The organism is Anaerococcus sp. Marseille-Q7828, assembly GCF_949769285.1.
Classification (GTDB): Bacteria; Bacillota; Clostridia; order Tissierellales; family Peptoniphilaceae; genus Anaerococcus.
Genome location: NZ_OX458331.1, coordinates 897,993 through 911,510 on the forward strand (window position 1 = coordinate 897,993; position 13,518 = coordinate 911,510).

The 13,518-nt window shown below is 34.5% G+C and carries 9 protein-coding genes and 1 tRNA gene; 5 read left to right on the forward strand and 5 right to left on the reverse strand.

Features of this window, described 5'->3' with window-relative positions:
- The first annotated feature begins 88 nt into the window (after positions 1-88).
- Positions 89-3,580, forward strand: coding sequence for a hypothetical protein (locus tag QNH69_RS04385; RefSeq protein ID WP_282929368.1), 3,492 nt, complete (start codon positions 89-91; stop codon positions 3,578-3,580).
- Positions 3,573-4,061: a hypothetical protein gene (locus QNH69_RS04390; RefSeq protein ID WP_282929369.1), complete on the forward strand. Its 489-nt coding sequence runs from the start codon at positions 3,573-3,575 to the stop codon at positions 4,059-4,061. The genes QNH69_RS04385 and QNH69_RS04390 overlap by 8 nt, the downstream gene beginning before the upstream one ends.
- A gap of 53 nt (positions 4,062-4,114) precedes the next feature.
- On the opposite strand, the gene msrB is transcribed toward QNH69_RS04390, so the two are convergent.
- Complete coding sequence (gene msrB, locus QNH69_RS04395; RefSeq protein WP_282929370.1) at positions 4,115-4,558, reverse strand: peptide-methionine (R)-S-oxide reductase MsrB; 444 nt, start codon at positions 4,556-4,558, stop codon at positions 4,115-4,117.
- A 683-nt stretch (positions 4,559-5,241) separates the two neighbouring features.
- Positions 5,242-6,332, reverse strand: a protein-coding gene (locus tag QNH69_RS04400) for an IS3 family transposase (RefSeq protein WP_282930180.1) whose coding sequence is annotated in 2 segments (ribosomal slippage) — positions 5,242-6,095 and positions 6,095-6,332 — 1,092 coding nt in all. Because the reading frame shifts where the segments join, the coding sequence is not laid out codon by codon here.
- A 720-nt stretch (positions 6,333-7,052) separates the two neighbouring features.
- Between QNH69_RS04400 and QNH69_RS04405 the strand changes: the two genes are divergently transcribed.
- Together QNH69_RS04405 and groL are read left to right on the forward strand one after the other, a co-directional pair.
- Positions 7,053-7,334 (forward strand): co-chaperone GroES, encoded by a 282-nt coding sequence (locus QNH69_RS04405; protein ID WP_282929371.1) that lies wholly within the window; start codon positions 7,053-7,055, stop codon positions 7,332-7,334.
- Positions 7,335-7,349: 15 nt separating this feature from the next.
- A complete protein-coding gene (groL, locus tag QNH69_RS04410; protein WP_282929372.1) occupies positions 7,350-8,966 on the forward strand; it encodes a chaperonin GroEL in 1,617 nt (538 codons plus the stop codon).
- Positions 8,967-10,018: 1,052 nt separating this feature from the next.
- Here the strand turns inward: groL and QNH69_RS04415 are convergent.
- The 3 genes from QNH69_RS04415 to QNH69_RS04425 form a co-directional block, all read right to left on the reverse strand.
- A tRNA-Pro gene (locus tag QNH69_RS04415) sits at positions 10,019-10,095 on the reverse strand.
- 90 nt (positions 10,096-10,185) lie between these two features.
- On the reverse strand, positions 10,186-11,178 hold the full coding sequence (gene citC, locus QNH69_RS04420; protein WP_282929373.1) for a [citrate (pro-3S)-lyase] ligase: 993 nt from the start codon (positions 11,176-11,178) through the stop codon (positions 10,186-10,188).
- A complete protein-coding gene (locus tag QNH69_RS04425; RefSeq protein WP_282929374.1) occupies positions 11,171-11,935 on the reverse strand; it encodes a triphosphoribosyl-dephospho-CoA synthase in 765 nt (254 codons plus the stop codon). The genes citC and QNH69_RS04425 overlap by 8 nt, the downstream gene beginning before the upstream one ends.
- A gap of 378 nt (positions 11,936-12,313) precedes the next feature.
- On the opposite strand from QNH69_RS04425, the gene QNH69_RS04430 reads away from it, so the two are divergent.
- Complete coding sequence (locus tag QNH69_RS04430) at positions 12,314-13,510, forward strand: poly(R)-hydroxyalkanoic acid synthase subunit PhaE (protein WP_282929375.1); 1,197 nt, start codon at positions 12,314-12,316, stop codon at positions 13,508-13,510.
- Positions 13,511-13,518: the final 8 nt, after the last annotated feature.

Genomic DNA, 13,518 nt, shown 5'->3' on the forward strand with positions numbered 1-13,518 from the left:
TCTTTTGACTAAAGTCCAGAAAAATTGTATAATCATTGTGACTAAGTGTAAGTATTTTACTTACTTTAACACTGATTAGGAGACTAATATGTATAAGAAAAATATTAAAGTTGGAGCACTTGTTTTGGCACTTTCTTTTTCTGTTGCCAATCTGCAAGGACCACTACATACAAATACTGTTTATGCAAGTGAAGTGAGTGCGCCTACTAGTGAAAATTCCACTGTTGATACAAATGCTTTGAAGTCTTTGGTCGATGAAAGTGAGAATGTTAAAAAATCTAAGAAATATAACAATGCAACTCAAAGTGAAAAGAAAGCTTATGATGATGCTATTATCAATGCTTCTAGTGAGCTTGACAAAGGAAATCCTGCCAATATTGAAAAGCTTTATAAGGCTATAGAAGATGCAAAGGACAAACTTTCTGGCAATGTCTATGTGACTAGTTATGCCCGTGATGGTTTATCTTCTACTATTGCTATGGCAAGTAAATTAGCAGATGATGAGGCTCTTGATGAGACTGATAAGAAAAATCTTAATGATGCTATAAATAGTAGCAATGAGCTTTTGGCAGATGTTGAAAAATCTACCGATGAGATTGATAAGGCAAATTCTGATCTTGCTAGTCTAATCGATAAAATTATTAGCGAGAAAAACCTTGATGCTAGCAAGTATATCCTAAGTGGAGACGAACTTTCTAATCTAGAATCTGCAGAGCTCGCAGCTTATGGTAAGGCTAGGACCAATCTATATGAATTGATTGCTAATGCAAAAAAATTCCACGATGCAAATGAGAGTGCTGGTTTTGCTAATAAGCTTGCTGATGCTATTAATGCTGGCGTTGATGTTTATAACAATGTTAATTCCGAAACTGATGCTTTGCAAAAGGCTTACGATACCTTAAATAAGGCACTAAGTGATGCCCAACTTGCAAAAGATGAGAATAATACAGAGCTTAGCAGGTTAAAATCAAATCTAGAAAGCCTAGTTAATGAAAACTTTGCTGGAAAAGACAAGGCGAATAAGATTGCCCAAAGAACTTATGAGAATGCCCTTGCCTATGGTAAAACAGTTTTGGAAAAGAAAGATGCTAATCCTGCTGACTACCAAAGAGCCATCAAGAGCATAAGTATGGCAAAACTTGCTCTAAAACCAGTTGAAACCAAGACTATAGATGACGGTAAAACTGACTTACAAAGAGCAATTGAAAAGCTAGATAGATTAATAGCAGAAGCTGACACAATCAAAAATTCTGACGAATACAAAAATGCAGATAAAGATTCAAAAGATGCCTACGATATAGCCATTGGGGAAGCGAAGAAACTTAGCGAAAAAGATAAGGAAAGCTTAGATAAAGTCAATGAAGCTATTGGACTAATAGAGTCTGCAAAAGTAGGTTTTGGCAAAACTTCTGATGATAACGAAGAACTCAAGGCAGAAGCAAAGGCCCTACTTGATAAATTGAATACTTATACAAGTGATAAGAAAAATGTTGAATCAAGCAATTCATATAGGCAAGCTGACGATAAGTTCAAGAATGCTTATAAGCAAGCGATTGATGAAGCCCTTGCATTGCAAACCAAAAAAGCTGGTGGAAGGGCTATAACTCTAAAAGAGCTTAAAACTGCAGTAGATAAGGTAGAAAAAGCCCTCAAAGACATTGGCTATGATGCAAAAACAACTTATCCAAATGACCTACAAGCCTTAGTTGATGAGGCAAATGAATTTAAACAAAAAGAAGAATTTGTTAATAAAGCAAATTCAAACAATGAATACGAAAAAACTCTTGCAGATAACTATAGTAAACTTATAGAAGCAGCTAAAAAATATTTAGATAGCGGTAAAAACGACCAAGCTGTTTTAGACGACTATGTAAATAGGATCAATGACATTAAGATGGCAATTCTTGGTCAAATTAGCCAAGTTGAGCTCGACCTAAGAGGAGAGATTAGAAAAGCAAATCGCTTGATAAGTAAAGAAAGTTTCAAAACAGCAGAATCAAGTGCAGATAAGGATAAGAAAAAAATTGCTGATGATTACAAGGAGCTTATAGAAAAAGCTAACAGAATCTTAGCTAATGAAAATAGATCAGATGCTGATATGGCAAAACTTGTCGAAGACTTGAAAAATGCTCGTACAGTCATAGAAAATTTAGATCCACAAAATATAGCTATTGCAAAAATCAATGATTATATGGAACTGATAAGAAAAGTTTACAATCATCCAAAATATCTAGATGTGGCACAAAAGAATAGGACTAGATTGGAAGATGCTGTAAAAGCTGTAGAGAAAACTGACTTTACTAAAGAAGTTTCTCAAGATGAGCTAGATTTGTTGATTAGTAACCTTGAAGCAGGTCTTAATGCAAGTGATATCAAGGCAATAGTTGAAGAAATCAAAAATAACAAAGAATCTAAGCTAGAAGATCTAGTGGTAAAAGATTTAGTTGATCTTGCCAAAGAAGTTCAGAAAGATTCTGATTATCTAGATGTGTCACCAACTCAAAAGAAATCTTTTGAAGAAGCCCTATATGCTTTGGAAAAAGCTATATCTGATGATGATCAAAAAGCTATAGAATTAGCAAGAACTAGATTGATTTACACCCTTAATGCTAGCACTATAAAGCCTATTACAGATAAAATTTTGGCAAAAATTGGTGGAAATTCGGATTCAAAGAAAGAAATCAATCAATTAATTAATTTGATAAGCATTGGCGAAAAGGTCCAATCTCACAAAGACTATAAAGCTATCGACGATAGTTTGAAAAAAGACCTAACAGATGCTATTAGCCTTGCAAAAGATGCTATAAATAGAAAAGATGCTGGAAAAATTAATCAAGCCCTTAATAAATTAAGGGAAATATTAGAAAAAAAAGAATTTGAAAACATCCTTAAAGATATCAAAGAATCAATGCTAAATGACAACAAGGCAAAGATTAATGATTTCATTAAGGGAGATGCATCATTTAGAAAAGAAATAAAATATGTTAAGGCACAAAAGAGCCTAAAAGAAGCCTATATCAAAGCCCTTGATGATGCAAAGAAATTGATAGAAAAATCTGATGCAAGCAGTGAAGAAATCGAAGAAGCTTATAATAAGCTATTTAATGCTCGCAAAGAACTAGACGGTGATAAGTTCGAAGAAAGATTTGAAGCTCTTGCTAAAAAATACAAAGATAATTCTGATAAAATAACCGATTCTAAGATAAAGGCTGCTCTTGCTGACAAGATCAACGCTCTTAACGAAGATGGCAAGACTATGGACGACCTCATAGCTGTAGAAAAGGAACTAACAAACGCTCTACCAAAAGAAGGGGCTAAGGTAAGTGTAACAACTACAAGAGGAGGCGTACAGACTCCTGTAACTACAACAAGTACAAAAACAGTACCTGTGACAACAACCAAGAGTGTTCCAACAACTGTAACACCAGGATCAATTGTAAGAACAGGTATAGATTCTGTCATAGGTTATGTGGCAGTCCTAGCCATAGCAATATTGGGCTATGTATTTGTTTCAAAAAAGGGTAAAAAAGATAATACAAGTGATAAAAATGAAAAATACCAAGGAGATAAAAATGAATAATACAAGTAAGACAATTCTAGCAACCCTAGCGCTTTCTCTAGCACTAGTAGGTTGCGACAACGTAGTAAAAAATGACAAAGAAGGCGAAGCTCCAGTAGTAGAAGAAAACACTGAAAATGCTCCAGCAGAAAATGCTGAAGAAACTACTGATCAAGCTGCAGAAGACCAAGCAGGCGAAAATACTGACGAAAACTCAGAAGAAAATTCAGCAGAAGGTACAGAAGAAAACGCTGACGAAAATGCTGATGAAAACGCAGAAGAAACAAAAGATGACATGGCAGATGCTTCTGACAAAGACATCAGAGAAACACTAGAACAAGCAATCTTTGATAACAGAACACAAGCTCGTGCTATCGAAATCTTACTAGAAATGACACCAGAACAAGTAGCTGATATCAAACCAGAACTAGAACAAATGCTTGAAGATTCAAACCAACTTATTGACGAAGCACAAGCAACTCTAGATCAACTTGGAAACTAAAAAGATAAAAAAAGGGGAACTCCAAAAAATGGAGTTCCTTTTATAATGCAAAATTAATCTTCAAAAATACTTAAATACTTTCCATATCCTTCTTTTTCTAAATCTCCCTTTGGGATAAATCTTAGGCTAGCTCCGTTGATACAATAACGTAGTCCACCAAGTTCAGCTGGTCCATCAGGAAAAACATGGCCTAGGTGGCTATCAGCATCCTTACTTCTAACCTCAGTACGAACCATGCCGTGAGAGAGGTCTTCATGCTCCACTATATCAGAATCATCAAGTGTCTTAGCAAAAGAAGGCCATCCACAACCTGCATTGAACTTATCCTTAGATGAAAAAAGAGCTTCACCAGAAACTATATCAACATAAATTCCATCTTCATAAAAATCATCATACTCAGAAGAAAAAGGCCTTTCCGTAGCCGAATGTTGGGTCACTTCATAGGAAATTAGAGAAAGATTTTTCTTTAATTCTTCATCACTTGGTTTATTATACATAAAAAATCCTCCTTAAAAATGCACAAAAATCTTTGTTTAATAATGTGCTTCTTTGACTATACTATCATTATTGCCAAATCAAAATGTTTTTGTATTAATATATGAAAAAAATAAAATATTTTTATCGATATAGGGGATATCAACAAAGGATTTTTATAAAAAAAGTAAAAAGAAAAACTTTTCTTTTTACTTTTAAAGTGATGAATGTCTAGTATTCTCTCTATACTTTTAGGCTGTACCTTCGACCTAAGGGGGTAGGGTCGAGGGGTAGCGGAGACCCCTACGTCCCTTCCCCCTTACACCCCCAAACCCTTTTTACCCCCACCGCCACTGCGTGGTGCGCACAGCAGTAGAAGTTTGCTTCGCAAATTCTTTTGTTTGGACTGTTAATACAATATTCACTGCACCACTAAGCCTACAAGTGCAACATACATAGGATTTGAGGTGGGAAAATTGCTTTGTTTTCAAATTGCAGAATTTCGTTAAGAAATCGCACTGTTTGAGCGTAGCGATTTTGTGATTTTAGAAATTCAAGATTTAGAAAACACCAATTTTTTTAGTTTATAATGTGATTTCACCGTATCATATAGCAAGAATTTGCAGAGCAAATTCTTACAAGTTTCAGCTGGATTGTCAACACCTATTTGTACAATCTAAAATCGAACGCACCATTATAATTTTAACTAGTTACTAGCTAAGATTTGGTTTCTATATTTAACTGGTGACAAGTAACCTAAGGATCCATGGATTCTTAGGTTGTTGTACCAATAAACATATTCTGATAGTTCTAATTTTAGTTGTTTTAAGTTTTTAAATTCTTTCTGATAAACAAATTCTGTTTTCATCACCTTATTAAATGCTTCAGCTACTGCATTATCATATGGACTTCCCTTTCCACTTAAGGATCTTTCTATGCCAAATATGTCTAGAATTTTATCTATGCTTTTGTTGTCAAATTCTCGTCCTCTATCTGTGTGAAATATTTTTATTTTATTTAATGGGTACTTGATTGAATATATTGCTTCTTTTACTAAATCTGCGCTCTTATTTTTTCCTGCTGCATATCCTATTATTTCTCGATTGTGTAAATCTATTATTGCACAGATGTAGTTCCAACTATTTCCTACTCTTACGTAAGTTAAGTCACTTACACATGCTTGTAAAGATGGCCTATTGTCAAATTGTCTATCTATCTTGTTATTAATCTTTTTATTGTTACATGTGGTTTTTTCTACCTTGTATTGTTTTACTGTATAGCTTGATACTAAGGCATGTTTTTTCATTATTCTGCATATTTTTCTTCGTGATACTATGATATCTTGTTTTTCCAACTCTACTTTGATTTTTCTTGATCCATATGCATTTTTACTTTTCCTGAATATTTCTTTGATTTTTTCTTCTAAAAGCTCTTCGGTTTTTAGGTTATATTTTGATTCTTTTTTGTTTAGATGATAGTATATTAAACTTCTTGGTATACCTAAAAACTTACACATTGCACTAGTACTGTATTTATCCCTATTTGAGATTATGAGCTTTACTTTTTGCCTAGTAGTAGTGCAGCTTGCTTTAAAATATCATTTTCCATTTCAAGCTGTTTTACTTTTTTTCTTAGTTTGATTAATTCCTTTTCTTCTTCTGTTCTATTATCATCAATGTCGAAGGAATTTGAGTTGTTGTATCTATTAACCCAATCTCTTATTGTTGATGGTGCTATGTCGTATTCTTCTCCCAATTTTTTATATGTGTAGTTACCTTGGTTAAAGATTTCTACCATCTGTTTCTTGAAGTCTTCTTCGTAGTGTCTAGCCAATTTAAAATCCCCCTTTGATTTCTTATTATTTATTGTATCAGATATTCGATTTTAAATTGTACTATTTACTGTATCCTTACCAAGCACCACGCAGTGGCCGTTTCGAGGGGGTAGCGGAAATGGGGGTTTAAGGGGGAAAACCAGTTGGGGAGAATCGGAACTCCCCTGGGTTTTCCCCCTTAGTGCAACGGTACATCCTAAAATATGAGAGAGATTCTAAGACATTCAAAACATTTGAAGTAAAAAGAAAAATCTTTCTTTACTAATCTCTTTAAAAGATCCTTCAGTTGGCTCTTAAAAAAGAACCTCCCTCGGTAGGCTTCGTTAGCCAAATTGTAAATTTGGACTTCGCTACATTTGACCTTCCATCAATTTCGCAAATCGAAATTGGGATAGGTCAAGAAGGATGACAAGTGTGTTGATGAGATTCCGTTAGTAGACATAATAAAAGTTAATCTAATTTTATATGATAAATAAATCATACATATACATTATGATTAGATTTATTGGAAGAATATAAAACTCCTTTTAATGAAAAAACTGTAATATTCACCCTTACTGGAAAAATATTTTTTAATCAAATACCAATTTCTAGGATTTGATTTTTTATTTATTGATAGTACACTAATAATGTAATTAGCAATTAACACTAGCGAGTGCTAAAAATAATTAAGGAGATAATTTATGGAATTAAAACCTATAGGAGATAGAGTCGTTATTAAAAAAGCTGAGGCAGAAAAGACAACTCAATCTGGAATTGTTCTTCCAGAATCTGCTCAAGAAAAACCTGTATATGCAGAGGTTGTAGCTATCAGTGATGATATTTTAAAAGACGAAAAGAGAAAAGATTCTCTTGCTGTTGGGGACAAGGTAATTTATTCTCAATACGCAGGTACAGAAGTTAAATTAGATGATACTGATTACATTGTTGTAAAATATATCGATATTTTGGCAGTTGTAAAATAAGAAAGGATATAGATAATGGCTAAAGATATTTATTATGGTAAAGATGCCCGTGATGGTTTAGAACGTGGTATCGACAAACTAGCAAATGCAGTTAAAGTTACTCTTGGACCAAAGGGACGTAATGTAGTTCTTGACAAATCATACGGTGCACCAACTATTACAAATGATGGTGTAACTATTGCCCAAGAAATCGAACTTGAAGATAGATTTGAAAATATGGGAGCTCAACTTGTAAAAGAAGTTGCTACAAAGACAAATGATGTGGCAGGGGATGGTACAACAACAGCTACAGTACTTGCTCAAGCTATTATCAAAGAAGGCCTTAAAAACCTTGCAGCTGGTGCTAACCCAATCGTACTAAACAAGGGACTTAAAAAAGCAACAGATGTTACAGTTGACTACATCAAAGATAATTCTCACGACATAGTAGACAAACAATCCATAGAAAATGTTGGTACAATCTCATCAGCAGACCCAGAAATTGGTAAATTCATCGCTGATGCTATGGAAAAAGTAGGCAACGACGGAGTTATCACAGTTGAAGAATCAAAAACAACTGACACTTACCTAGATGTTGTTGAAGGTATGCAATTTGACAAGGGATACCTATCACCATATATGGCAACAGACAATGAAAAAATGGTTGCAGAACTTGAAGATCCATACATCCTATTAACAGATAAGAAAATCTCAAATATCCAAGACCTACTACCATTACTTGAACAAATAGTACAAGCTGGCCGCCCACTACTTATCATTGCTGATGATGTAGACGGAGAAGCACTAACAACACTTATCCTAAACAAACTAAGAGGAACATTCAACGTTGTAGCAGTAAAAGCACCAGGCTATGGTGATAGAAGAAAAGCAATGCTTGAAGATATTGCAATCCTTACAGGAGCAACAGTAATTTCTGAAGATTTGAATATGGATCTTAAAGAAACAGAAATTGAAATGCTAGGATCAGCTAAGAAAGTAAAAGTTGACAAAGACAACACTACAATAGTAGAAGGTAAAGGCGACAAAGATGCTCTAGAAGAAAGAGTAAGCCACATCCGCCAACAAATCGAAGCTGAAGAATCAACATATGAAACAGAAAAACTTCAAGAAAGAGTAGCAAAACTTGCAGGTGGTGTTGCAGTAATAAACGTAGGTGCAGCAACTGAAACAGAAATGCAAGAAAAGAAATACAGAATCGAAGATGCCCTATCAGCAACAAGAGCAGCAGTAGAAGAAGGAATAGTAGCTGGTGGTGGAGTAGTTCTAATCGGAGCTATCGAAAAAGTAGCAGAACTTAAAGAAAGCCTAGAAGGTGACGAAAAAACAGGAGCAGCAATCATAGAAAAAGCCCTAGAATCACCACTAAGACAAATAGTAGAAAACGCAGGAATGGACGGATCTGTAATAGTACAAAACGTTAAAACATCCGGCAAAGACGAAGGCTACGACGCATATAACGACGAATACGTAAATATGTTCGAAGCAGGTATCGTAGAACCAACAAAAGTAACAAGAAGCGCCCTACAAAACGCAGTAAGTGTATCAGGAATGATACTAACAACAGAAGCGGCAGTAGCAGACATACCAAAAGAAGAACCAGAAATGCCAGCAGGCATGCCTGGAATGTATTAAACTAGCCCGTCCGGCTGATGGAGGACCCTCCACGGAGTGGTCTTGCGAAGCAAGAGGCCTGCCCGGCGTCCTGAGAGGAGTCTCGCCCAAAAGGCGAGAAGAAACCGCAGGAGCGAAGCAACGAGGACTAAGCCAAGTGGCGATTAAGCGATATAAAAGAAAGTAAAACCAGTAGGATATAACAATCCTGCTGGTTTATTTCTTTTAGACAATTGATTATAAAAATGAGCCGAGGTGAAAAGATTAGATCCATGCTCCTCACCTTATCGTCATCCTCGAGCGACCGCAGGATCGAAGGATTCCTTTAAGTATCGCTTGCTAGGGGATATTTCGCATTTGCTGAATATGACAAGTGTCTTATTATACATAATTATTGTAAACTCAACGCAATTGTCATCCTTGAGCGAACGAAAGAGAGCGAAGGATCTCCCAAAGTACGATAAACCTAGGAGATATTTCGCTGTCGCTCAATATGACAGGTGTTGTAGTTAGATGAGCTATAGAAAATTAACACCCCTGTCATCCTAGAGTGACCGTAAGGAGCGAAGGATCTCACAGAATCCCCTTGTCTAGGAGATATTTCGCATTCACTCAATATGACAGGCACTTTATTAGGTATGAATAATGTAAATCTACACAATTGTCATCCTAGAGTGAACGAAGAGAACGAAGGATCCCTCAAAGGATCATCCCCTAGGGGATTCTTCGCAAAAGCTCAGAATGACAGTGTTAGTATATTAATTCAAATAGTGGGAACTCCAGTGCTCCTGTCATCCTAGAGCGAACGAAAGGAGCGAAGGACCTCCCAAAGTACGATTAACTATGAGATATTTCGCATACGCTCAATATGACAGTGGTACTTATATAAAACTATAAAAAAAAATTAGACTAAAGTCTGATCACTTATTATATGGTCGGGGTGAAAGGATTTGAAGTTTCGGGCGCCGCCTTCTCGAAGCCAGCACTATCAAAAAATAAAAATGGTCGGGGTGAAAGGATTTGAACCTTCGGGCCTCACCTTCTCGAAGCCAGCACTAACAAAAATTTAAAAATGGTCGGGGTGAAAGGATTTGAACCTTCGGCCTCATGTTCCCGAAACACGTGCGCTACCAAGCTGCGCCACACCCCGATAAGTATATGGTACTTTTGTATTGGTATTTTGCACATAATATTAAAAAAACTAGAGCATTCATTTATCCATGAACTCTAGTTTTATTTTTTATAAATTATGGTTTTTAATATATTCATAAGTGCTTTGAGGAACTAGGTTTTTGATTTGCTCAATCTTTCCATCCTCTATCAGTGCCCTCACTCGAGAGGCTGATATAACTTCTCCAGAGGATTCTTTTCTGGTGATTTCTACAAGGTCTAACTTATTTGGCTCATTTTCAAAGATTTCTCTCATAGTTTCATTATATAACCTAGTCGATTCATCAATTGGCTCAGTACCTACAAATCTTTTGTTGATACCAAGAGCTTTTCCTATATGGTATTTAAAAATTCTTGCATCAAGACTTGCGTGGATTTTGGTAATTGACTTCTCTTCGTCAATAAAATATGAAGGGAAGGTAGCCGATGATACAAGATATGAGTCTGTAGGATGGATTATGATATTATCGTAGTCTTTTACACCTAACTTTACCATGTTGTACCTATTTGTAGTAGAAAAATATGACGCATCTTCACTGACTACAAAAATATGTAAGTAAGTTGAGTGTTTTGCTCCATAATCGACTAAGTATTGGTGGCCCAGGGTAAAGGGGTTGGCATTTAGAACTACGGATCCAATTACATCGCCATCTACTTTAGATTGTTTAAGCTTTTCTATGTAAGATGCAAAACCATATCTTGCTTTTTGCATAAAGATTAATTCATTATCAACTCTTTCAATCACATTAAAACCTATTGCGGCAAATGAAGTCTCATAAATTGGCTTGGTGTAGACAAAAGCAGAATCATATGAATTTTGATTAATTTCATTAATAAGGGTGGTCATCATTTCGTTAAAAAGTGCCCCTCCCTTATAAGATGGGTCAATAGCTACACATTTTATAATGTTTTTATAAATTGAAGCTGTAGCAATGAGTTTGTCATCTTGGTACTTTCCAAATGTTTTTTGTACATTTTCTTCAAAACGTATCCCTTCTTGGTCGAGCAAAGCATTTACGTCATTTTTATCTTTTTCTATCAATTTAGGATAAATTTTAATCATTAAAGTCCTCCCTTAAATATTCCAAGGTCCTAATTGTAGTAAATAAATCAGCAACTCCGCCTGATGATATATGATTATTTACATAATAATCACTTAAAATTTTTGCTTGCATATAGAAATTTTCCCTATCATTTATTTTTAATATCTCACTAGATTTTTCTTGGACCATTCTCAGAGTTCTTAGATTAGACCTTCCTAAAGTAGTTGTATCATCAGTTTTTGCTATCAAATATAAAGTCAATTCTAAATCACTTATTTCTTTTAGGTAGTTATTATCTGCTATATTTGTTAGAGGTTTAAAGCCGTTTAAGGGATAGAATCTGATATCCTCTAAGTCATAGTTGTTCCGTTTTTTTGCTTTATTGTTCTTATTATAATCTGCAAGTAAGCCTTTTGATAATGTTTTTGTATAAGAACTTAAGTCCTTCCATTTTACTTTGCCCATATAAGCCTTGGCCAGAAACATATGCAAGAAAATCAAACCCTTATGGGTGTTTATGCCATCTGTAGCCTTAAACATTTGATCTTCAACATTTTTGCCGAATTCACGAAGTTGATAAAAATCACGAATTTCTTCCCATGGGACCTCTTGCAAAGATTTTATTATTGAATTTTTGGATTTTATAAACAGGTCGTAGTCCATGTCATCGTGAGATCCATTAGACCATAAGTTGACACAGCCAAAAGATAGTTTCCTATTCAATTCTTTATGTATTGCCTTTGCCAAAGCATTTGTGTAATTTTCAATATTTCTCATATAAATATTATAACATATGATAAAGGTACAAATACTATGAATAGATATAAAAAGCAAATTAAATGCTAATTTATAAATCAATGACTTCAATGAAATAGTAGTTACAGATTAGGATAGGAGTTTGTCAATGAAAACGATTATATTTTTACAATAAAACTAAAAAACATTTTAAAATAATACTTTATCAATGCCTTTGTTTTAAAGGGATAGATTTAACATGGATTTTACAAAAGGTTATATGAAAATGTTTGCAATATATACAACGCTGTGCTATAATAAAGCTGTAATTATATATTGTGGCAAAATATAAACTTGATTAGTTTCTATTTAATAAAAAATGATGCGTTTCTAATAACTTATAAATACTGGAGGGCAATTATGACTGAATATTACAACGCATGGAAAGAAATGTTTGAGAATTCTCAAAAAATGATGAATGACTGGATGGGAGCTTTTACTAATCCTGGCCAAGCTAAGGATAGTACCGATGCAAGTGCAAGCTTCAATCCTTACAACTATCAAGATTTTGTTAATATGCAACAAAATTGGTACAAAGATTGGAAAAATATGTACCAAGGAATGAACAATATGTACAAGGGGATGGATACAGCAAATTCAATGTTTAACGGTCCTTACCAAGTTTGGGTTGACATGATGGATTCTTATAATCCATTCCAAATAGGCCAAAGCATGAATCCTTTTAACCGTGACGTTTTTGAAAAAATGCAAAATTCACAAAAGTTGTATCTATCACTTTATGAACAATGGAAACAATTTAATGACCAAATTTTAAAACCAGGTAGTGATAATCTAAACAAGAACATCCATGAAATGGCTGAGCAGTTTAATAAAGTATTTACATCAAACTTTATTCCACTTATGCCAAAGGAATTGCAAGGTCTTGCACTAAATACTCAAAGCTATTTCAACACATATTTTAAATCAATGGAAAACTTCTTGGGTCCATGGGCATATGCTTATCAAAATATTGCTGATATTACAATGCAAAGTATGTTTGATGATCCTATGAAGTTCTCAGATACACTAAAACAATGGAAGGCTGCTTATGATCAAACATTTGGTATTTTGGTAAAATCACCAGTGGTTGGATCATCACGTGAGCTATTGGAACAAAATAACAAGGCTGTCAACGCTATGATTGAAATGCTTGTTGCAGTTTCTGAATATATGACAAGAACAGCTTCAATAGGATATAAGTACTCAAAAGAATACTTTGAAAACTATGCAACATCAATTCAAGAAGGAGAGCAACCAAAGACATTTAAAGAATTCTATGATATGTGGTCTAAATATGTTGAGGATGCTATCGAAACATATTTCTACACAGATGAATTTGCAGAAGTTTTAGCAAAAACAGCAGAAACTTCAATGATCTTTAAAGTTGAATATGATAAAGTTATAGAAAAATCTCTATCTAACCTACCAATAGTTACTATCTCACAAGTTGATGGTGTTTACGAAAAAGTATACAACTTAAGACGCGAATTAAGGGAAGTGAAAAAAGAACTAGGGGATCTAAAGGCTAGCCTTAATACAAAAACTGAACAAAAATAAGATGAACA

What these genes read in the sequence shown, in the direction of transcription:
- QNH69_RS04385 (WP_282929368.1), top strand. Translation starts at nt 89, where the DNA reads ATGTATAAGAAAAATATTAAAGTTGGAGCACTTGTTTTGGCACTTTCT.
- QNH69_RS04390 (WP_282929369.1), top strand. Translation starts at nt 3,573, where the DNA reads ATGAATAATACAAGTAAGACAATTCTAGCAACCCTAGCGCTTTCTCTA.
- msrB (WP_282929370.1), bottom strand. Translation starts at nt 4,558, where the DNA reads ATGTATAATAAACCAAGTGATGAAGAATTAAAGAAAAATCTTTCTCTA.
- QNH69_RS04405 (WP_282929371.1), top strand. Translation starts at nt 7,053, where the DNA reads ATGGAATTAAAACCTATAGGAGATAGAGTCGTTATTAAAAAAGCTGAG.
- groL (WP_282929372.1), top strand. Translation starts at nt 7,350, where the DNA reads ATGGCTAAAGATATTTATTATGGTAAAGATGCCCGTGATGGTTTAGAA.
- citC (WP_282929373.1), bottom strand. Translation starts at nt 11,178, where the DNA reads ATGATTAAAATTTATCCTAAATTGATAGAAAAAGATAAAAATGACGTA.
- QNH69_RS04425 (WP_282929374.1), bottom strand. Translation starts at nt 11,935, where the DNA reads ATGAGAAATATTGAAAATTACACAAATGCTTTGGCAAAGGCAATACAT.
- QNH69_RS04430 (WP_282929375.1), top strand. Translation starts at nt 12,314, where the DNA reads ATGACTGAATATTACAACGCATGGAAAGAAATGTTTGAGAATTCTCAA.